The sequence below is a fragment of the Shewanella sp. NKUCC05_KAH genome (assembly GCF_019345585.1).
Classification (GTDB): Bacteria; Pseudomonadota; Gammaproteobacteria; order Enterobacterales; family Shewanellaceae; genus Shewanella; species Shewanella oncorhynchi.
In genome coordinates, this window is record NZ_JAHKQZ010000003.1 from 1 (window position 1) to 22,218 (window position 22,218).

The following is a 22,218-nucleotide window of genomic DNA, read 5'->3' on the forward strand; positions in this document are numbered from 1 at the left end:
CCGTTCGAGACTAGGACGTTGATAGGCATGGTGTGTAAGCGTTGTGAGGCGTTGAGCTAACATGTACTAATGACTCGAGAGGCTTAACCATACAACCCAGATGGGTTTTACAAAGAAGCCTTAGACAGAATACAGATACTTGATAAAGTTAAAGACTCAAAACAATCAGCTTTCCGAATTATTATTAACGTGAGCCAGAGATGGACACGGTAATAAACAGAATTTGCTTGGTGACAATAGCCTTGTGGAACCACCTGATCCCATCCCGAACTCAGAAGTGAAACGCAAACGCGCCGATGGTAGTGTGGGGTCTCCCCATGTGAGAGTAGGTCATCGCCAAGCGCCTAATTATCTCATTGAGATGCAACGAAGCCAGCTGAATAAGCTGGCTTTTTTGCGTCTGAAATTTGTAGAAATTAGTCCGTTTTTCTTTCAGCTTGCATGTTCCTCCGCTATTTTTACTCACCAACTCACCAACTCACCAACTCACCAACTCACCAACTCACCAACTCACCAACTCACCAACTCACCAACTCACCAACTCACCAACTCACCAACTCACCAACTCACCAACTCACTAGCCATTTCAATTACTGAATTCTTTGTCGATCCTAGGATTTCTCATTTCGTTCTCGTCCTATTGCTTAATCCTGCGCATAACTAGACGCCTGAGGTCTACCTCAGGTAGCACTGTTACTTATCTTTTAAGATAGCTGTTCCACACACCAACCGTATTGTTAGGCACTGCTCTGTGTTGCTATCTAGGGGGCATTTAAGTTGTCAAAACCGATGATTTAATTTGCTGAATTGAACCCATTCCTCTTCTTCAAACAATGTCTTCAGAACAATATTCCTTTTTATTTTGCCACTTAGTCAGATGGTAGTAGCTTGGATTGTTAAATTTGCATATTTTTTCACTTGGTTTATTCCTATGCTCGTTGTTTTCAATTTAGGAATCATTTTTTAGCCTAAGACATCACTTCAGCTTAAATCCAACATTATGCTTGTTTCATTATGGAATATTGAATTAATCGCTCGATTTATGAGGATTGATAACTTGCCGCCTGTGGATTTACTTAATGTTGGTAAGACCAATTTACACCGATATGGTTTTTTTGTTATCAATTGGTTATGTTCGTAGCAGGTTGAGTTCAGCTGGTTTTCTTGTTGCGTGATTAGTTAGCTTTGAAATGTGATTTTTTATTCGATTTTTTCTGATTGGTGGTCGCTATGTGTCTGTTTACGGAAGAACCATAGTTTGGAGCTGTTCATTTGATGAATTTTGAACTTGTAATGCGATAGCGATGATTTTGGGGCAATCGCGCTGTTGATAGGGATCTAGAGAGTAAGGGGTAGGGGAGCTATGGAGGATGTAACGCAATCTTTATTGGATGCCGTTGGCATTATGTTTTTGGGGATGGGCTTAGTTTATTTATTTTTAAGTGTACTAATCCTTGGGATTCATTTGGTTGCGCGTTGGTGTGCAGTCGATGCTGCATCTGCACGTTTTGCTAAAAATCATGCTAAGAGTCAGCAGAGGGTAGCGCAATCTGATGCTAAACCGTTAGAGCCAAGTTTGGTCGCTGCGATTTCACTAGCGGTAAAGCAGTATCGTTCACAGATTAAGTAATGGGGAGCAGTATGACTTTTGTATCTAATTCTACGACAGCAGTGGCTAAGCCATTATTTTTAACTGATGTCGTATTGCGGGACGCACATCAATCCATTTTAGCGACGCGCTTACGCATTGATGACATGTTACCTATAGCGCCGTTACTCGATAAGATTGGTTTCTGGTCGTTGGAATCTTGGGGTGGGGCGACTTTTGATGCCTGTATTCGTTATCTTGGTGAAGATCCCTGGGACAGAATTCGTGAGTTGAAAAAGGCAATGCCTGATACGCCGCAGCAAATGCTGCTGCGTGGCCAAAACTTATTAGGTTATCGCCATTATGCCGATGATTTAGTCACGCGTTTTGTTGAGCGTGCTCATACTAATGGCGTCGATGTATTTCGTATTTTCGATGCAATGAATGATGTTCGTAATCTCGAAACTGCGGTGAAAGCGGTGCGCCAAGTTGGCGGCCATGCGCAGGGGACTATCTCATACACGACTAGCCCTGTGCATACCATAGAGACTTGGGTTGATATGGCAAAACGTCTCGAAGATATGGGATGTGATTCTTTGTGTATCAAAGATATGGCGGGCTTACTTAAGCCTATGGAAGCGTTTGAGCTTATCAGTCGACTAAAATCCCAAACGCAACTCGTGTTATCTATGCATTGTCATGCGACGACAGGATTAAGTACCGCCACTTATCAGAAAGCCATTGAAGCGGGTATCGATGTGCTCGATACGGCAATTTCGTCGATGAGCCAAACCTATGGACATACTGCTACTGAAACCGTTATCGCTATGGTGGAAGATACTGAGCGTGCAACGGGTTACGATATGGTGTTGCTTGAGGAGATTGCCGCTTATTTCCGTGAGGTGCGCAAGAAGTACGCTAAGTTTGAAGGCGCGCTGAAAGGCATCGATTCGCGGATCTTACGTGCACAAGTGCCTGGTGGCATGCTGACCAATATGGAGAGCCAACTAAAGGAACAAGGCGCGGCCGATAAGATGGACTTGGTCTTGGAAGAAATTCCCCGCGTGCGTGCTGACTTAGGTTTTTTGCCCTTAGTGACACCTACATCGCAGATTGTCGGCTCGCAGGCGGTCATTAATGTGTTGATGGGTGAGCGTTATAAGTCACTGACTAAAGAGACTGAAGGCGTGCTTAAGGGCGAATATGGCACGACACCTGCGCCAGTCAATGCCGCATTGCAAGCGAGAGTCTTACAAGGAGCCGAAGCCATTACATGTCGCCCTGCTGATTTATTAACGCCAGAGCTGGCTAAATTACGGCTTGAGTTAGCTGATAAAGCACAGGAACAAGGCATTCGCCTATCTTCAGAGCATGACGATGATGTGCTGACATATGCACTCTTCCCACAAATAGGATTGCAGTTCTTAAAGAATCGTGATGATCCGAGCGCCTTTGAGCCTAAACCTGAATTGACTTCGGTACTTGCTGCTTCTAATGCTGCGGATCGTGGCCCTGAAACTTACACGGTAACTGTCGAAGGGCAAGAGTACGTAGTTGAAGTCGCCACAGGCGGTGAGATCTCGCAAATTCAGCCACAGGGCCAAAGTGTTCATGCTGTGCAAGTTGTGACTGAGAGTACAACACCAGCAACAAGCCATGGTGAAATCAGGCTTGAAATGAGCGCGCCTTTGTCGGGCAACATCTTCAAAGTGCATGTTTCTCCAGGCGATAGAGTGTGTGAAGGCGATGTCGTGATCATCCTTGAGGCGATGAAGATGGAAACCGAAATTCGTGCACAGGGCGATGGCATTATCGCTAAGATTTGGGTGAAAGAAGGTGACTCAGTGTCTGTGGGTTCTCAATTACTGGCCTTGGCGTAGGAGTCATTATGGAAGGTTTAATGGCTTTTTGGGCCGAGACAGGTATCGCTCACTTTACTGGCGGGCAAGTGTTGATGATGGCAGTGGGCGCTTTGCTCTTGTATCTCGCCATCGTACGTGGATTTGAGCCTTTGCTATTGTTGCCCATTGGTTTTGGTGCAGTGCTGGCGAATATTCCCCATGCGGGATTTACCGAAGAAGGTGGCATCCTGTATTACGCCTATCATGTTGGGATTGAGACTGGGGTGTTCCCACTGTTGATCTTTATGGGTGTTGGTGCGCTAACTGACTTTAGCGCCTTGATTGCGAATCCTAAAACCCTGTTATTAGGGGCGGCTGCGCAGTTTGGGATTTTTGCGACACTGATTGGCGCAATAGCGCTGAACTTAGTGCCGGGATTTGAGTTCACCATGAAGGATGCTGCGGCCATTGCGATTATAGGCGGTGCCGATGGACCAACGGCGATTTTCCTTGCCTCAAAACTGGCGCCTGAGTTATTGGGGGCGATTGCGGTCGCGGCCTATTCCTACATGGCACTAGTCCCGATTATTCAACCGCCGATCATGCGGTTACTGACAACTCAAGCCGAGCGCGAAATTAAAATGGAGCAGTTGCGCGAAGTCAGTAAGAAGGAAAAGATCATTTTCCCTTTGATGGTGCTGGGATTAACGATCCTCTTTTTACCTGCTGCCACTCCGTTAGTGGGCATGTTTTGCCTTGGTAACTTGATGCGTGAATCGGGCGTAGTGGATAGATTATCGAAAACGGCGCAGAACGAGCTTATCAATATCGTTACGATTTTCTTAGGGTTAGCTGTCGGTTCTAAGTTATCAGCCGATCAATTCCTGCGACTGGAAACCTTAGGGATTTTGGTATTGGGAGCTTTAGCATTTGGCATTGGTACTGCTGCAGGTGTATTGATGGCAAAACTGATGTGTAAGTTGTCGGGTGGTAAGATTAATCCGTTGATTGGTGCGGCAGGGGTGTCGGCTGTGCCTATGGCAGCGCGAGTCGTGAACAAAGTTGGATTAGAGGCCAATCAACATAACTTCTTGTTGATGCACGCCATGGGTCCCAATGTGGCGGGAGTGCTAGGTTCTGCTGTGGCTGCGGGGATTTTACTTGCCGTGCTGGGTTGATGACAGAGTGGGTTAACTGATTGGGCTTGACTGAGTGGGTAAATTTAGCGGATTTATCTACGAATTTATTCTAGTCGTTAACGCTGTTTTAGCACTAAGGCCAACTCAGTATTGAGTTGGCTTTTTGTTAAGTCACTAATTTAGGAAATGAATCCTTGGTATTAACCTAAGCCGTTAACCAGAGTAATGCCATAAGGATTAAAATCAGCCCGCCACCTATACCGATAATGTAGATAAAACCTCGCCGGCCTTGTTTTAGCGTGAGTTTGTTGGCTTTTAAAAATAACGCCCAAAACAAACATAGGATCAGCGGGATAAGGAAGAGTCTCGTCATTGTTTGTTCTGCTAAAGTGTGAGTTAGAGTAGTTTTAGAGTCTAACAGCTTGATCTTATTTGAGTAACCTATTTTGCAGTTTATAGGGACTGTCGAAGTTGATTGTGGCTTCTAAAGCCAATAGATTAAAGACCGTTTGTAGGATAATAAAAGAGACCGCCGAAGCGGTCTCTTACTGTGGTCAATGGTACTGATTATTTAGCTTAATACTTTTTATACAGTATTGTTATTGCTACGAACTCACAGGTGTAATGTCTTGATTGTCGTTCGAATAGAACTGTACTTCATCGAGTTCATTTTCGGATTTACCAATCACAACAGCAGTCATCATATCGCCCGTTACGTTAGTTGCTGTGCGGATCATATCGATAATACGGTCAATCGCGGCGATAAAGGCAATGCCTTCAAGTGGCAGACCAATCACACCTAAGGTGACAGTTAACATCACCATCGCACTTCCTGGTACGCCAGCGGTACCAACAGAAGCCACTGTCGCAGTCACGGCGATCATCACATAGTCCAGTGTGTCGAGCGGAATATTGTAAATCTGCGCGATGAAGATAGCGGCTATCGCAGGGTAAATACCCCCACAGCCGTCCATATTCATGGTCGCACCTAATGGCATCACAAAGGCACTATAACGCTTTGATACGCCCATGGTTTCGACTGCGCGAGTACTCGCAGGTAAAGTACCGAAACTTGAAGAAGTACTAAAGGCGACTAACTGCGCTGGCATAGCTTTGCGGAAAAATTGCAGTGGGCTTAAACCACCGACAAATTTCACTAAGCCACCGTAAACAAAGATGATGTGGATAAAAGCGGCAATGTAGATAGCCCCGATAAACTTACCTAAAGGCAGTAGAGTCGATAAACCATATTCACCCACAACCCATGCCATTAAACCAAACACACCGATAGGAGTGAGTTTTAAGACCATGCGAGTCAGTTGGAACATGACTTCAGCACCTGCTTCAATGGTGCGTTTTAATGGCTCTGCTTTCTCGCCGACTTTATTGATAGCGATACCCACCAAAGCTGCAAACACGATAATTTGCAGTACATTGCCTTCAGCGAGTGAAGCAAAAGGATTGACAGGGATCATGTCGAGCAACACTTGTGCGAAACCGGGAATATTACGCTCGCGCACTTCAGTCGTTGTGAGTTGCATTGTGCCACCCATGTCGATCATTGAGCCAACAGCTAAGCCGATCAGAGAGGCGATTGTGCCTGTCAGCATGAACATACCCAAAGTTTTCAAGCTCAGGCGTTTCAGGCTGGTTTGCGAGTTGAGTGATGTGATACTCACGACAATGGCACAAAATACCAAAGGTGCGACCAACATCTTAATGGCCCCAATGAACAGATCACCTAATGGTTTTAGCACTGTGGCGCTTTCACCTAAAATAACGCCAACGAGCGCACCTAAGATAAAGCCTGCTAAGACTTTTTGCCAAAACGGAATGCGGCTAATGGTTTGAAGGATCATGCATATTCCAGAAAAATAAATTAAGAGTGAGCCAATAGGCCTGCGATGATAGGATTCGTATTTAACGAGTTGAGCGTGATGTTAACGCGCTCTCAGTCATGCGCATGGTTATTGTCTGCCATAGTTAACCTATTGTATCGACAGAGCTAGGGTTATAACAAACCGTTTTTCTTATAACTTATTGTGATAAGTGAGTTTGTTGTAAAAAGATTAAGTGAAACATTCAATTAACCCATGGCAAACCTCATCACATTGAATACAAAAAGAGAGATTTATCATTGAGTAAGCCATTATGACTGAGTTAGGCATTATGTTCTCCGGCGCTTTTTTAGCGGCGACTTTGTTACCGGGGGGATCTGAAGTCTTACTCGTGGCGTTATTAAACAAAACTCCAGAGGCTTGGGTTGCGCTGGTCGTGGTGGCTAGTATTGGCAATACGTTGGGCGCGATGACCAGTTTCTATTTAGGTCGCTTAGGTCGCCTCGCAAAATCACCAGAAGCGTTAGCGACAGGTAAACACGCAAAGGGGCTCGCCTTGATTGAACGCTACGGCGTATGGGCGTTGTTACTCTCATGGGCACCGATTATCGGCGATATTCTTTGTTTATTGGCGGGTTGGTTGAGGCTACCGCTAATTTCCTCTTTGGTGATTATTTTAATTGGTAAAACAATTCGTTACTTAATTATTGCCGCTGCCGTGCTGCAATGGATGGCATGATGGCGCTAGGATGCATTTAATGGTCAAGGGTGTAGAGTGTTTTTCCGTTTAGACTGAATTTACTGTATAGATAGGAACTTAGTGTTAATTTTGCGAGTCATAAATCCCAATGCTTAATCATTTAAGCGCACTATGACTAAACGCAGCACTATGATTATGAAGCTGTATTTTTGGCCCATTGATGTATGAGGGGAATGTTTTGAAGAAATGGATATTAGCGGTCGCAATTTCTGCCGCACTTGCGGGTTGTGCATCTGAAACGACTACGGCGAACTTGCCCACAGGCGTTAAACTTATCGAAAATGTGCAATTGGCCGATTCGCAAGTAGGGATCCCCTACAAAAAGTACCAATTAGCCAATGGGTTAACAGTTATTTTACATCAAGATGATTCCGATCCCTTAGTGCATGTCGACGTCACTTATCATGTGGGCTCTGCCCGTGAATTAGCTGGGCGTTCGGGATTTGCGCATTTATTTGAACACATGATGTTCCAAGGCTCGCAGCATGTTGCCGATGAACAGCATTTTGAAGTGGTTACCGAAGCTGGTGGTACCCTAAATGGCACGACCAATACCGACAGAACCAATTACTTTGAGACAGTACCCAACAATCAATTAGAAAAAATGTTGTGGCTTGAGTCGGACCGTATGGGCTTTTTGTTGCCGGCACTTACCAGTGAAAAATTTGAAGTGCAGCGCGAAACCGTCAAAAACGAGCGTGCACAACGTATCGATAATCAGCCCTATGGCCGCATGAGTGAGCGTTTTAGCCAAGCTATGTACCCTGTCGGTCATCCTTATTCTTGGCCTGTAATTGGCTGGCCGGACGATCTTAATCGCGCCACGGTTGACGATGTTAAACACTTTTTCCAACGTTGGTATGGCCCTAACAATGCGACCTTGACCATAGGTGGCGATTTCGATGAAATGCAAACCTTAGCTTGGGTCAATAAATATTTTGGTGAAATCCCCCGCGGTCCTGAAGTCTCGTTAGAGCAAAAGGCGCTGGTTAACTTAGACAAGACGCGTTACATCTCCATGGAAGATCAAGTGCACTTGCCTTTGATCCGTATTGGTTTTCCAACTGTATACGCTAGACATTCAGATGAGGCCGCGCTCGATCTGTTAGCCAATATTTTAGGTGGTGGTAAAACATCCTTATTATATAAAAACTTGGTTAAGGACGGTTATGCCGTGCAGGCTAATGTGAGTCATCCTTGTCAAGAGCTTGCGTGTCAGATGTCGATTTATGCTTTAGCCAATCCTGAAAAGGGCGGCAAATTGGCGGATCTGGAGCAACGTATCCTCGACTCGATTAAGGAGTTTGAGCAACGTGGCGTTACCGATGACGATCTGCAAAAAGTCAAAGTGCAGTTTGAGGCTGATACCATTTATAGCCTGCAGAGTGTTTCTGGCAAAGTGTCGACCTTAGCGATGAACCAAACGCTGTCGGGCAATCCGAACATGATTGCCTCAGATCTGAATCGTTATGCCAATGTGACCAAAGACGATGTGATGCGTGTGTTTAAGCAATACATTAAAGATAAACCTATGGTGGTTATGAGTGTGGTGCCGCAGGGAATGACGTCACTTATTGCCCATGCGGATAACTTCACGCCTGCAACGTTGCCGATTGCACACTCTGCGGTAGAGGGGGATTTGCCCAAGCCTGAACTTGTTTCAAGTTTTGATCGGACTAAGATGCCTGCATCTGGCGTTGCACCTATGCTCAAAGTACCTAAAATTTGGACAAAAACCTTAGCCAATGGCATCGAAGTCATGGGCACTCAAAGTACTGAAACACCAACAGTTGAGTTAATTGTTTATCTCAATGGTGGCCACAGACTCATACCCGTCGAAAAAGCAGGCTTAGCAACGCTGACTGCGGAAATGCTTAATGAATCGAGCCAGAAGCGCAGCAGTGAAGCACTATCACAAGCCTTAGAAATGCTAGGTAGTAGTGTCGACTTTAGTGCGTCTGAATATCAAAGTTCGATCAAAGTATCGGCTCTGACAGCACATTTAGATGAGACGCTGGCGATTATGGAAGAAAAGCTGTTTCAACCAGCATTCAGCGAAGCTGACTTTTCGCGAGTGAAACAGCAGCAATTACAACAGATCCAGCATATGCAGTCCGATCCTAGCTATCTGGCTGATACGGCGTTGTCGTCTTTGTTATACGGTAAAGACAATGCGTTAGGTGTGAATGATCTCGGCACGCTCGATTCTGTCGCGGCGCTTACGTTAGCCGATGTAAAAGCGTTTTATGCCCAGCAGTATCAAGGCGGCAACGCTAAAATTGTCACTGTTGCTAATTTATCTGAATCTGCATTGCTGCCTAAATTAGCGGGATTAAACCAGTGGAAAGGAGAAGCAGCTGTGGTACCGCCACTTAAGCCACTCCCTGCATTAAAAGGCGGCACAATTTATGTGATTGATAAACCTGGTGCGGCGCAATCGGTAATCAATATTGCCAAGCGCGCATTACCTTACGATGCCACAGGCGATTATTTTAAATCCTATCTGATGAATTATCCGTTAGGCGGCGCATTCAATAGCCGTATCAACCTAAATTTACGTGAGGATAAAGGTTATACCTATGGTGCTCGCACTCGTTTTACTGGCGGTGCTGAAGTGGGCGATTTTGTCGCATCAAGTAACGTTCGCAGTGACGTGACGGCGAAAGCACTCATTGAGTTTGTAAAAGAAATCAGTGCTTATCAGCAGCAGGGCATGACAGATGCTGAACTTGCCTTTATGCGTAATTCAGTCTCTCAAGGGCAAGCTCTTGATTATGAAACACCGTATCAAAAAGCGGGCTTTATGCGGATGATCCAACGTTACCAATTGAGTCAAGATTTTACGACTCAACAGGACAAGATCATTAATACTGTAACAAAAGATGAACTCAATGCCCTCGCGGCTTCCGAGCTAGATATCAATAAAATGGTGATTCTGGTGGTGGGAGATAAAGCGACAATTGAAGCGGATTTAGCTGTATTGGGCTATCCAATTGAAACTTTAGTATTGTAAATTAGTATTTCGCCCTTATATAGGTAGATAGACGGGGGCATTAGTTAACGACTATTTGCCCCATATTTACCGGATTTACATCGAAAGACGGTGACAGCATTAGCTGTCACCGTCTGCTTTTAATCATACAAGGTGTGAATTTGGCTTGCCCCACAGACAGGTTTAGATTTATTTTGAGGCATATTTTGCAAGATAAGCCTCAAAATAAAGGTCTGACTGTTAACCTTGTCGCGATAGCGAATCACCAATTAGAGAAGCGCAAATTGAAGTCATTCAATGAATTAGTACAACATCTCTCGGACGCCAATGGGCGCACCGCACTCTTGGGTATGTTACGTGGCATAGAACGTGAGGCGTTGCGGATTGATGAGTTTGGTTATCTCGCGACAGACTCGCATCCCGAAGCCTTAGGCTCGGCGTTAATGCATTCACGTATTACGACGGATTACAGTGAAGCCTTGCTCGAGTTTATTACGCCAGTAAATCACAATGTTGAGCAACTTCTCACTGGGTTAACTGAGACTCATGCCTTCAGCGTGCGCCACTTAAATGGTCAGCGTTTGTGGCCCGTGAGCATGCCTTGCTATGTGAAAGATGAGCAACAGATCCCCGTTGCCCGCTACGGCTCATCGAATACTGGCATGATGAAAACCTTGTATCGTAAGGGGTTAACCTATCGTTATGGTGCCCTGATGCAGATCATCTCTGGGGTGCACTTTAACTTTTCGGTATCGCAAGAATTATGGCAAAGCCTGTATGAGTTAAGTGATAAAGAGTTAACTTACGATGATTTTATTTCAGAATCCTATTTCGGCTTGATCCGTAACTATCGCCGTTTAGTGTGGGTACTACCTTATTTATTTGGTGCCTCGCCAGCGTTATGTAGCTCCTTTATTAAAGATCAAAAAACCGACCTCAAGTTTGAAAAAACGGGCCACGGTACTCTGTATCTGCCCTATGCCACTTCGTTGCGTATGAGTGATTTAGGCTACACCAACAAAGAGCAAGAAGATCTAAATATCAGCTATAACTCTTTGCCTGAGTATCTGGCTGGCGTGAATGCAGCCACTAAAATGCCTTCAGCAAACTTTGCTAATATCGGCGTCAAAGTCGATGGTGAGTATCGTCAACTTAATGCCAATGTATTGCAGATTGAAAACGAGTTCTACTCGCCAATCCGTGCGAAACGGGTCACACGTAGTGGCGAGAAACCGTCTGAAGCTTTGGCCCGTGCTGGGGTGGAATACATTGAAGTGAGAGCGTTGGATGTTAATCCATTTAGCCCAGTTGGCATTGAGGCGACACAAGTGCGTTTCCTTGATTTATTCCTACTCTATTGTTTATTAACGCAGTCGCCTAAGTCTGAGGCGAGCGAAGAGGCGAGATTAAGCGCGAATCTTAAAGCTGTGGTGCTTGAAGGCCGTAAACCTGGGCTTGAGTTATTAACTGCAGACGGTTCACGTTCGCTTAAATCTTGGTTAGAAGAGTTGTTTGATGCCTTGCAACCTTTGGCAGTATTGCTCGATGGTGAGGGGACGGATTATCAAGTGGCTTTGGCCCATTGGCGTAAAGCGGCTGAAGATCCTAATTTAACCCTGTCGGGACAAGTACTGCAAAACGTGATCAACAAGGGCCAAGATCATGGTCAGTGGGTGATGACGTTAGCGCAGCAATACTATCAATATTTTATCGATTATCCCTTGTCGAGCGAGACCATAGCGCAGTATCAAGCTGAAGCATCCAGTTCGCTCAACAAGCAAGCTGAACTAGAGGCGGCGCAGAGTGCAGTTTCATTTGATGATTATCTAGAAGATTACTTTGGAGTGAAGCTGTGAAAGAGGGGTTATTCTCTTTCACTGGCCTACGTGCCCGCGTAGCTTTGGTTGGGTTCAGTGCCTTGTTATCTGGCTGCGCCACGTCACCTGAAGATCCACTGGGCTGTGGTACTGTGTCGGGTTATTTGCAGCCCGATGCCAGTACTCACTGGTATCGAGTGGTGGTGACCCATTTAAACGGGCTGGCAGTCGTTTCTAAGCCTAATTATCAGTTAGCGCCTGGCGAATATGAATTTACCGTTGCGGAGCTGATTGATGATCCAAGTTTGTCAGTCACGCTTGCAGCGCGGACACCCAAAGTATTCAAGCTCAATGTCGAAAGTCATCAGCGTTATCATATCGGTGCGTTATTTCACACCGATAAGCGCTATATGGGTAAAGACACTGCGTATTGGGAACCCGGCGTGTGGCAGCAAGAAGATCATGAGTGTCAGTTTGAGCTGAGTCCCGAAACGAAATAGCCAAAGTGTTAAGTTCAAGTGGTAGGCCAGCAACATACGATTTAAGTCATATTGATTTAGCCACTAGCGTTGAGTTCTTCTAAGCGCAAAAAAGGCTTTTTATGCTTGCCTCAGCCTGAGTCTATGACATCATGGCGCGAGCTAACTCTCCAAAGAACATGATATTAATGAATAAATCCTCCGCTATCTTACTCTGCGCAAGTCTCGGCATCTTATCAGGTTGCGCGACATCTCCGCCTAAGTCTCCCGAAAATTTGTGTGAGATATTTCAAGAACACCGAGATTGGTACGATGCCGCTAAAGATGTCCGTGATAAATGGGGTGTGCCAGTGCATGTGCCGTTAGCTATGATGTATCAAGAAAGCTCATTCAAGCACAATGCCGCGCCACCGATGGAATACTTTTTAGGTTTTATTCCTATTGGCCGTGCCAGTGATGCCTATGGGTATGCGCAGGCTAAGACCATGACGTGGGATGATTATGTGCGTGAGACGGGAAATAGTTGGTCGAGCCGCAGTGATTTCGATGATGCCTTGGATTTTATGGGCTGGTTTATCAGCAAAACCCATAAAATAAATGGCGTATCTAAATGGGATGCGCGGGCGCAGTATCTTAATTATCACGAAGGCTGGGGCGGTTATCGCCGTGGCAGTTATAAATCTAAGGCGTGGTTAGTGAAAGTGGCGAATAGGGTGGATGAAAGGTCGAAACGCTACGCGGCTCAATATAAAACCTGCCAAGAAGATTTAGATTCATCTTGGCTGTGGCGTTTATTTTTTGGTTAGGATTACGTTTTTATATCATTGTTAGCCACTTAAGTGAGAATGGCTGACTGTCGGTGTTCAATTTAGATATTTAATCGAGATAGCTAATTGAGATAGCTAATCGAGATAGTAAACTCAAATCTTAAACTCAGATATTCAACTCCGACGCTTACTGATTGTTGATATTAGCCTTTTGACATCGGCTGCAGCACCATACTTCAATTGATTTATTGCGCTTTCACTGCGAAGGTTTCTAATGCCTGAATGGCTTTTTTCTTCGCACGCTTTTGCTCATACATAGCATGATCTGCAGTCTTAAAGGATTGATACCAATCGGTTTCAAACGGCGCAATACCAAAACTAAAACCTAGGCTAAGCTCTGAACCTTGATTCAAGGTTTTGCGCATATCATCTAAGTCCTGTTCAATTTGAGCTAACGGCCCATGGCATAAAGCGACAAACTCATCTCCACCAAAACGGGAAATAATGCCTTTATTTTGCCAATAGGTGAGCATGGCGGTGGCTGTTCGCTTGATGGCAACATCACCCATCTGGTGCCCATAGGCATCATTAATGGACTTGAGATTGTCCATATCGATAATAATTAAAAAACTGCCTAAGTGAGGTTTGTGCTGCCAGTGGTGCAGTTCATCTTCAAAATTCTTTCGATTATAAAGCCCTGTTAATGGATCAAAATTGGCAAGTTTAGTGATCTGCAGTGACTTCTGATAGAGCGCAATGGCATTGCTAGCTTCGTGAGTTAGGATAGAGACAAGATTGCGGTCGTAATCGCTAAAGGCGCCAATGCTACTGCTATCGAGATTGAGCATGGCATACAGTTTGCCATCAATACGAATAGGGCTAGACAGGGTTGAGCGTATCGGCTGCTTCGACACTGAGAGTAACACTTTTTGATCATCTTCCGTTAAAGTGCTAGCCGCATTGATATTCTTCATATCATTGATGACCACCACTTGATCGCATCTCCCTTCAGTGAGTCGATATTCAAAAGTTTGCTCTAAGGTAAAATCCAGTTGTCTGAGCTTTGCTAAATCGAGCCCCACGACAGATTCAAAATACAGTTTATTATTCACCTCGTTGATTTTAATGATGCTGCCCATTTCGGCACCATTAATCACGTACACGGCTTTATTGAGTAAGGCGTCCAGAAAGGCATGCTCATTTTTATAATGACTCGAGAGATGGGCGAGTTCATAGATGGCATCGTTGATGGTGACGACTTGCTCTAAATGCTGCCATAGTCGAGTTAAACGACCCTGATGCAAATAGTAAATTAGGCTGTAGGCAAAAATATAAATGATGCAAACAAACAGTAAGGGCAGGATAGTCCAATTTTCTGTGGGTGCATTAAAGATAAACAGCAGGATGAATAGACATATCGGCACTATAAGCAGTAGCAGATGATAGCGATAATCTAAGCGATCTATGGTCTTACGTTTGAAATTATCCCTTAATTTCACTCGACTATTCCTTTATCTGTGTCATTGCTAGTAATCATTGAATGCTATACATCACTAACGTATTCACACTGAGTTCAGTTAAGTATATAACGAAAATTGAAATATAAACTGATATGAAACTGTGAACAATTTCATATCAGTGATTTTGGTACTAAATACTGAATTAACGCGAATTTTCTGCGTATTCGGCCAATATCCAAGCTAATGGTGCTTGGTATTGGATTGGCATCCAAGTTTGCAGTGCGGCTATGCTCTGGTTGAGCACAGTTTGATTTGGCACTGATAGGTTTAAATGTCCGACTTTACGACCCGGGCGAACTTCTTTGTTGTACCAGTACAACTCAGCATTGGGCAAACTTAACCAGCGAGGGTCATTATCGATACCGATAAGGTTGACCATAACACACTGAAAATTCACTTGTGGCTGTGGGATCGCAATTCCGCAAAGTGCTCTAAGATGCAGCTGGAATTGATCCATATGGGTTCCGGCTTGAGTCCAATGGCCAGAGTTGTGCACTCGCGGCGCCAGCTCATTCACCAGTAACTCATCGCCAACACGGAAGCATTCCATTGCCATTACGCCAACGTATTCAAGCTCGTGCATAATAACGCTGAGCATAGTTTCGGCTTGGGCTTGCAAGGGGGTTAAGCGTGCTAGTGGCGAAATCGACGCCATTAAAATGCCGTCCTGATGTAAGTTCAGCGTCAGCGGATAAAACACACATTCGCCTTTGCGAGTACGCACGCCAACCAATGATACTTCTTCATCAAAATTAATCGCTTGCTCAGCAATCGCAAGGTTACGCCAATCGTTTGGAATATCACCCGCTTCGGCTTCTTTTAGCCAATGTTGACCTTTACCGTCATAACCCCCAGTACGGCGTTTCATCAAGACTCTAGGACCATAGTGCTGATACAGGGTATCGACTTGGGTGTTATCGTCGACTAAGGTCCAAGGCGCCGTGGGAACGTTGAGCTGGTCGAGTAGACTCTTTTGGCTAAAACGGTCGGCTAAACGGCTAAATACCGGACCATTAACAAAATGGGGGTGTGAGCTGAGTTGTAAACTCAGGGCGGACTCTGGCCACTGTTCGCGCTCGGCGGTAATAATGTCGTGGGGCGCGAGTGGCAGAATGTCATCCGAAGGCGTCATGATATCGACGGCGTTAACTTCAATCGCTAATGGCTCACCAGCGTGGGTCAACATGGCGCCCAGCTGACCATTACCTAATACCCAAACCTTAGGTTTAGTGTTTGTCTGGGTCATTAGACTTCCCTCGGGTCTGGATTGTCCAGTACCGCACGGGTCTGTTCTTCTCTGAAAGCGTCAACACGAGCCGCTAATTCTGCATCGTTATTCGCAAGGATTTGGCAGGCCAATAATCCCGCATTGAATGCGCCCGCTGTACCTATGGCTAAGGTGCCGACGGCGATGCCTTTTGGCATTTGAACGATAGACAATAAGCTATCCATACCTGACAGGGCTTTACTTTGGACAGGTACACCTAATACGGGTAAGCGAGTTTTAGAGGCAATCATACCGGGTAAGTGCGCTGCACCACCGGCGCCACCAATGATGATTTTAAAACCACGTTCGGCGGCAGAGGCTGCAAACTCCATGAGTTTATCTGGCGTTCTATGGGCGGAAACCACTTCAACATGATAAGGCACTTGCAGTTTATCCATTATCTCAGCGGCGGCTTCCATCGTGGGCCAATCACTTTTAGAACCCATAACAACAGCAACAAGGGCTTGCATGATAACTCCTTAACTCACTAATTTTAATTATATTTTGACCTTGTTTCAGGTCTAGGTACAGTTGATGCTTGTCTCGCCGTCACCGGTAGCTAGCATCATGGCGCTGAATAATACCATGATCCTAGCGATTTCTGCCCGTTTTTGCGTGTGAAAAAACGTCTTTCGCGGCGATGAATAGGTGAGGTGATGGAGCAATAAAAAGACCAACACTGAGGTTGGCCTTTGGCGTTAGTTTGCAGTCATAAGCCGCTGATATTGGGTTGCAAGGTTTACAGTATTTGCTTATCCGTAGTGATTTCTGTTTGCTGAGTGATGACTGGCGCTTCTGTCATGGCTTCACGTAGGGTCGAGTAAAACTTCAATACACCTTCAATTGGCTGGATCTTCGCTCTCGCCAGCGTTCGGATGGGCTGGAACTGCAGATCGGCGATAATGAGCTTAGTTTTATTCGCTTTGCATTTTTCAATCAGCTTCGTCAGTGCGGCTAATCCTCCCGCATCCAGAATAGATACTCCATCGAGATAAAGCACTATCACTTGTTTATCTTCGGTGAGACTCGCGATTTCGGAGAAAATGCGGTCAGCAGCAGCGAAGAATAGCGGCCCGTTAATTTTAAGGACAGCCCAATCGGCAGGTAGCTCTTGATCCACATAACGCTTGTTGGTGCTGATATCGTAAAGCTTTGTCATCTCGGCAATTTCTTTCATAAACAGCAAGGCAGCAAGGATAATTCCCACACTGATGGCGATCACCATGTCGAAAATAACTGTTAATGAAAAACAACTGACAAAAACCATGATATCACTGGTGGGCGCAGTTTTAATTAAATGCAGCGCTTTGTGGGCTTCACTCATGTTCCAAGCCACAACAAGTAGCAGGGCTGCCATGGCTGACATGGGCAAATAAGCTAATACGCCCGCTAAGGCGACTAAACCAATTAAGACTACTATGGCGTGGATCATGGCCGCTATCGGGCTCTGAGCGCCCGCTTTGACGTTTGCCGCGCTACGGGCAATTGCTGCCGTTGCCGGAATACCACCAAAAAACGGCGTGATGATATTACCTATACCTTGCCCTAGTAATTCACTGTTGGCACTGTGACGTTTACCTGTCATGCCATCGAGCACCACTGCACAAAGTAGCGATTCAATTGCGCCTAACATGGCAATGGCAAAGGCTGCAGGTAATAAGGCTTGAAAGGTCGCGAGATTAAACTGAAAGGCTTGGCCATTCGCGCCAGCTTGCAGCCAAGGCCATTCGAAACTGGGTAATACGGCAGGAATTCCCATGCCTGTGGTGCCATCACTCAGTTGATAGTGAAAACGGGTTCCTATGGTTTCTATATCTGCACCCATGGCATTGAGAACCAAGGCGAACATAGTGCCGAGTATAATAGCTGGAAGGTGCGCTGGCACGGGTGTTTTGAGTTTTGGCCAAAGTAGCATAGTCGCTAAGGTTGCGGATGCTACCAGTAGGCTAGGTAAATGCACCGAGGGTAGCGCTTGAGCTAATGTCATCAACTTAGCCAGATATTGCTCTGGCATCTGGGCTATCTCGAGTCCGAAAAAATCTTTGAGCTGCAAGGTAGCGATGACGACACCTATCCCCGCGGTAAAGCCTAAGGTAACGGATTCAGGGATATATAAAATTAATCGGCCAAGTCGCAGCATTGCCATGCCGACGAGTATCATTCCGGACATCACAGTCGCGATTAATAATCCAGCTAAACCAAACTGTTGGGCTATCGGATAGAGCAATACTACGAATGCCGCTGTCGGGCCTGACACGCTATAACGTGAGCCGCCAGATATGGCGATAATAAAACCGCCGACAATCGCAGTGTATAAACCGTATTGAGGTGCAACTCCACTGGCAATGGCTAATGCCATTGCTAACGGAATGGCAATAATGCCGACAGTGAGACCTGCAAGAAGATCTTGCCCAAAACGTTTAAACGAATACTTATCCTTCACGCAAGCTTCTGTGAGTGCGTGGGCGATTCTTAGGGAAAACAAATGAGCTGAGTGTGACACGAGTGGGTCCCATAGCGAGGCGAGTAACAAGCTTCTATTTTAGTGACCTGATACAAGACGCAGTGTGAGCTTGATTGCAAAAACGATTGAAAATACTTTGTTTTGTATAAATAGTGTGCTTGGAGGCTGTTTGATTCTCATTTAAGAGTGGTTTGTAAAATATTTTGATACTTTAACCCTTTTAGTCATTTGCGCCGTTTACAGCCTTAGGTCAACATCAAAGGCATTCAATATGAAAACAATATACTCCCAGAAAACCATTGCACATTCCTTATTACCTTGGGGAAACGCCAGCATATCGGCGAGCAATAGCGCAGCTTTATTCTTAGTCATGCTGAGTTTAACGGCCTGTGGCGGTAAAGGCTCTGAGGCTCGACAACGACAAGCGGAGCTGCAAGCCGAACAGAGTAATAAAGAAGTGTCACTGCGCCGTGCTGAAATGCGTGATGCTACTCAGATTGAGATGGCCAGAGTCGCGGCGCCGATGCAAATGTCTACCCATGGTGCAGTGATGGGAATGAACATAGCCCCAATGCCGTCAGACTATGCCGTTCCGTTAGCACAAAATAAATTCGAGCCGCTGGTGCAAAATGGCATCATGGTGGCCGGAGAAATCCCAGTATCGACGTTTTCCATCGATGTCGATACTGGCAGTTATGCCACCTTAAGGCGGATGCTGAGGGAAGGGCGCTTGCCCGAGAAAGGCACTGTCAGAGTTGAGGAAATGCTCAATTATTTTTCCTACGATTATCCCTTACCTGCTAAAAATGCCGCGCCGTTTAGCGTTATGACAGAGCTTGCGCCATCCCCTTATAACGATGACATGATGCTGTTACGGATTGGTCTTAAAGGGTATGACTTACCTAAATCTCAGTTAGGCGCCAGTAACTTAGTCTTTTTGCTCGATGTGTCAGGTTCTATGGCATCTGCAGATAAATTGCCTTTACTGCAAACAGCACTCAAGTTGCTGACGGCGCAATTAAGCGCGCAGGATAAAGTTTCTATTGTGGTTTATGCTGGGGCTGCTGGTGTGGTGCTCGATGGCGCGTCGGGTAATGACACTCAAACTTTAACCTATGCGTTAGAGCAATTGAGCGCAGGTGGTTCAACCAATGGTGGGCAAGGAATCACACAAGCCTATCAATTGGCGAAAAAGCATTTTATCCCCCATGGTATTAATCGAGTCATCCTCGCGACGGATGGTGATTTCAACGTTGGTATGACAGATTTTGATGATTTGATTGCCTTGATTGAGAAGAAAAAAGATCATGGTATTGGCCTGACAACCTTAGGGTTTGGTTTGGGGAATTACAACGATCAACTCATGGAGCAATTAGCGGATAAGGGCAATGGCAACTATGCCTATATCGATACCCTGAATGAAGCGCGAAAAGTGCTGGTGGACGAGTTAAGTTCAAGCTTGTTCACTATTGCTAAAGACGTCAAAGTGCAAGTGGAGTTTAATCCGGCCTTAGTGTCTGAGTATCGTCTAATCGGTTATGAGAATCGTGCTTTAGCACGGGAGGATTTCAACAACGATAAGGTGGATGCGGGTGAAATTGGCGCGGGTCATACAGTGACTGCCTTATATGAATTAAGATATGTTGAAGCAGGGCAGATGGCGAATGATAAACTCAGATATGGCGTTGATGCTCAAACGGGGCAAGAAAAATACAGCCGTGAAGAAATCGCTTTCCTTAAACTGAGATACAAGTTGCCAGAACAAACACAGAGTCAGTTACTGAGTTATCCCATCAGGTTAGACCAAAATGTTAAGCTGTTAGAACAAGCGAGTGATGATTTTAGATTTGCAGCAGCGGTTGCAGGATTAGGGCAATTACTGAATGGCAGCCATTATCTACATCAATTTGATTATACTAAGTTAAGCCAGTTAGCACGTTCGGCATTAGGGGACGATCCCTTTGGATATCGCCATGAGTTTGTGCAATTAATGGAAACCGCCGCGGCCATAGAGCAATCTAATCATGTGCCGATTACGAAGGTATTCGATGGTACGGATAAACCTTTTCCTCCCCAAGATAAGCTTCATGGCGAGCCAGTGAGAGACAAGAGCAATACGCGCAATGAGAGATTACAATAGTAAAAGTAAATTCGTGGGGCTAACCCCAATAACGAGGAATTTCCCGTGGCATTAGCAATAGCGCAATTATCAAACCATGAGCACTCAGATGAGCAATTGATGTTGTGCTATGCCAAGGGCGATTCAAAAGCATTTGAACAGTTATACCTGAAGCACAAAGGTGCACTCTATCGCTACTTTGTACGCCAGTTAGGTGATAAGCAGTTAGCTGAAGATTTGTATCAAGAAACCTGGGGGCGGGTGATCCGCGCTGCGGCTAACTATGAAACCAGTGCTAAGTTTACTACCTGGCTATATCGTATCGCTCATAACTTATTGATTGATCATGTACGGGCGGTTAAGCCCGTGGATTTAGTCGCTACTGATGAAGATGATGCAGGACTCGATACTTTTGTGGCGGGTGAGCAAGATAAACCCGATGTGCAGTGGCAAGAAGCGCAAAAGAGCTTATTGCTAAAGACCTGTATCGCACTGTTACCCCAAGTTCAGAAAGAGGCATTTATCCTGAATATTGAAATGGGTTTTACGGCTGCCATCATTAGCGACATTGCGGGCGTGACCTTAGAAGCGACTAAAAGCCGTATTCGTTATGCTTACCAAAGCCTAAAAGATTGTGTCAGCGCGAAATGGCAGGAGGCGGGTCATGAGTAATTCTTTTTCAAGTGCTGATGAGCGCGCATTACAACAGGAAGTGCTGGCTTGGTATCGCCAACAGGCCTTAGAGGTTCCACCGCAGCAACTTGATCAAGATATCTTACAGCTGGCGCAAACTCACTTAGCTGAAATGCATCAAAGCAAAATAACCGCCGTTGAAGCGCCAAGTTCCGTCTGGCGACGCCATCCTTGGGCGTTATCGAGCGCGGCATCGTTAGTGCTTGTTGTTGGTCTGCTGGTGCTGAATCGACCTCAAGTCGAAGATGCACTTGCTCCAAGTCCTATGGTGATGAGTGCCCCTGCGCCACAAACGATGGCAAGAATGGCTGATACTGAAGCGATGCAATCTTTAAACATGCAAACAGAAGCCGTGGCTGAACATAAAAGACAGACGGAAATGCAGCAAGCTAAAGCCGCATTGGGAGCAACTGAGCAGCAGGATGCAATTAGCCCCGCTATCGCTGCAAGGTCTATGAATGCACCAAAATTATCTGAGCCTGCTGAAATCAACCAAGTGTCATTGACTGAGTATTTACATCGGTTACAAGTCCTTATCGAAACGAAGGAGACTGAGCAAGCATTCGTGCTTGAACAAAAACTGCTCAAGGATTACCCGTATCTTGCAGTTAAGGATGTCGATGAAGCGCAGCAAATCGAATCGCAGCAAGTATTAAGACTTGAGTTTAAAAAGCTACAACAGCAATTACATCAGCTTGCCAAATGACTATGTGGTTGTGGTATTTACGAATAAAAAAGTGATTAGAAATCGCAAAGTGGTGAGATAAACAGCTAAATTTCCCTGAAATATGCCGAGACGTGCTAATGTTTGTGGTCTGTTTACTGTTTGGTATGTGATTAACTTGATCAACGTCATAAAGTGAACAGGTTTTAGCCTGTTATATTGGTGTTAGTTCACGACTTGGCTAGTATCAATAGTCAGACCCATATTCAG

At 45.4% G+C, this 22,218-nt stretch carries 17 protein-coding genes and 2 rRNA genes; 13 read left to right on the forward strand and 6 right to left on the reverse strand.

The window, feature by feature from the left end; genetic code table 11:
- The 5 genes from KO533_RS03700 to KO533_RS03720 form a co-directional block, all read left to right on the forward strand.
- Positions 1–91 (forward strand): 23S ribosomal RNA (locus tag KO533_RS03700); the annotation flags it as partial.
- Positions 92–226: 135 nt separating this feature from the next.
- Positions 227–342: ribosomal RNA gene (gene rrf, locus KO533_RS03705) — 5S ribosomal RNA — on the forward strand.
- Positions 343–1,363: 1,021 nt separating this feature from the next.
- Entirely contained in the window at positions 1,364–1,630 is a 267-nt protein-coding gene (locus KO533_RS03710) for an OadG family transporter subunit (RefSeq protein WP_113941635.1), read from the forward strand.
- Between the two features lie 11 nt (positions 1,631–1,641).
- On the forward strand, positions 1,642–3,468 hold the full coding sequence (oadA, locus tag KO533_RS03715; RefSeq protein WP_219252919.1) for a sodium-extruding oxaloacetate decarboxylase subunit alpha: 1,827 nt from the start codon (positions 1,642–1,644) through the stop codon (positions 3,466–3,468).
- 8 nt (positions 3,469–3,476) lie between these two features.
- Positions 3,477–4,607, forward strand: a complete 1,131-nt coding sequence (locus KO533_RS03720) for a sodium ion-translocating decarboxylase subunit beta (protein ID WP_219234034.1) — start codon at positions 3,477–3,479, stop codon at positions 4,605–4,607.
- 166 nt (positions 4,608–4,773) lie between these two features.
- On the opposite strand, the gene KO533_RS03725 is transcribed toward KO533_RS03720, so the two are convergent.
- Together KO533_RS03725 and KO533_RS03730 are read right to left on the reverse strand one after the other, a co-directional pair.
- Positions 4,774–4,941, reverse strand: coding sequence for a hypothetical protein (locus KO533_RS03725; RefSeq protein ID WP_168823570.1), 168 nt, complete (start codon positions 4,939–4,941; stop codon positions 4,774–4,776).
- Between the two features lie 232 nt (positions 4,942–5,173).
- Positions 5,174–6,427 carry a dicarboxylate/amino acid:cation symporter gene (locus KO533_RS03730; RefSeq protein WP_113941634.1) on the reverse strand — a complete coding sequence of 418 codons (1,254 nt, stop codon included), beginning with the start codon at positions 6,425–6,427 and terminating at the stop codon, positions 5,174–5,176.
- A 292-nt stretch (positions 6,428–6,719) separates the two neighbouring features.
- Here KO533_RS03730 and KO533_RS03735 point away from each other — a divergent pair, with 292 nt between their 5' ends.
- The 5 genes from KO533_RS03735 to KO533_RS03755 all read left to right on the forward strand — a co-directional run bounded on the left by KO533_RS03735 (position 6,720) and on the right by KO533_RS03755 (position 13,260).
- Positions 6,720–7,145: a YqaA family protein gene (locus KO533_RS03735; protein WP_219252921.1), complete on the forward strand. Its 426-nt coding sequence runs from the start codon at positions 6,720–6,722 to the stop codon at positions 7,143–7,145.
- A 181-nt stretch (positions 7,146–7,326) separates the two neighbouring features.
- Positions 7,327–10,179 (forward strand): pitrilysin family protein, encoded by a 2,853-nt coding sequence (locus KO533_RS03740; protein WP_219252923.1) that lies wholly within the window; start codon positions 7,327–7,329, stop codon positions 10,177–10,179.
- Positions 10,180–10,364: 185 nt separating this feature from the next.
- Complete coding sequence (gshA, locus tag KO533_RS03745) at positions 10,365–12,014, forward strand: glutamate--cysteine ligase (RefSeq protein WP_219252925.1); 1,650 nt, start codon at positions 10,365–10,367, stop codon at positions 12,012–12,014.
- Positions 12,011–12,475, forward strand: a complete 465-nt coding sequence (locus KO533_RS03750) for a hypothetical protein (protein WP_219234038.1) — start codon at positions 12,011–12,013, stop codon at positions 12,473–12,475. Before gshA ends, KO533_RS03750 begins: the two co-directional genes overlap by 4 nt.
- 167 nt (positions 12,476–12,642) lie before the next feature.
- Complete coding sequence (locus tag KO533_RS03755; protein ID WP_275956778.1) at positions 12,643–13,260, forward strand: hypothetical protein; 618 nt, start codon at positions 12,643–12,645, stop codon at positions 13,258–13,260.
- Positions 13,261–13,466: 206 nt separating this feature from the next.
- Here the strand turns inward: KO533_RS03755 and KO533_RS03760 are convergent, their stop codons facing one another.
- The 4 genes from KO533_RS03760 to dauA form a co-directional block, all read right to left on the reverse strand.
- Positions 13,467–14,720, reverse strand: a complete 1,254-nt coding sequence (locus KO533_RS03760) for a sensor domain-containing diguanylate cyclase (RefSeq protein WP_219252928.1) — start codon at positions 14,718–14,720, stop codon at positions 13,467–13,469.
- A gap of 163 nt (positions 14,721–14,883) precedes the next feature.
- On the reverse strand, positions 14,884–15,987 hold the full coding sequence (gene purK, locus KO533_RS03765) for a 5-(carboxyamino)imidazole ribonucleotide synthase (RefSeq protein WP_219252929.1): 1,104 nt from the start codon (positions 15,985–15,987) through the stop codon (positions 14,884–14,886).
- Positions 15,987–16,478 (reverse strand): 5-(carboxyamino)imidazole ribonucleotide mutase, encoded by a 492-nt coding sequence (gene purE, locus KO533_RS03770; RefSeq protein ID WP_028760937.1) that lies wholly within the window; start codon positions 16,476–16,478, stop codon positions 15,987–15,989. The genes purK and purE overlap by 1 nt, the downstream gene beginning before the upstream one ends.
- A 269-nt stretch (positions 16,479–16,747) precedes the next feature.
- Positions 16,748–18,511 (reverse strand): C4-dicarboxylic acid transporter DauA, encoded by a 1,764-nt coding sequence (dauA, locus tag KO533_RS03775; protein WP_131525266.1) that lies wholly within the window; start codon positions 18,509–18,511, stop codon positions 16,748–16,750.
- A 232-nt stretch (positions 18,512–18,743) separates the two neighbouring features.
- On the opposite strand from dauA, the gene KO533_RS03780 reads away from it, so the two are divergent.
- From KO533_RS03780 to KO533_RS03790, 3 genes are read left to right on the forward strand one after another with little or no spacing between them, the layout of a single operon-like run.
- On the forward strand, positions 18,744–20,612 hold the full coding sequence (locus tag KO533_RS03780; RefSeq protein WP_219252930.1) for a VWA domain-containing protein: 1,869 nt from the start codon (positions 18,744–18,746) through the stop codon (positions 20,610–20,612).
- A 45-nt stretch (positions 20,613–20,657) separates the two neighbouring features.
- Positions 20,658–21,263: a sigma-70 family RNA polymerase sigma factor gene (locus KO533_RS03785; RefSeq protein WP_219252931.1), complete on the forward strand. Its 606-nt coding sequence runs from the start codon at positions 20,658–20,660 to the stop codon at positions 21,261–21,263.
- Positions 21,256–21,990 (forward strand): hypothetical protein, encoded by a 735-nt coding sequence (locus tag KO533_RS03790; RefSeq protein WP_219252932.1) that lies wholly within the window; start codon positions 21,256–21,258, stop codon positions 21,988–21,990. Before KO533_RS03785 ends, KO533_RS03790 begins: the two co-directional genes overlap by 8 nt.
- Positions 21,991–22,218 lie beyond the last annotated feature (228 nt).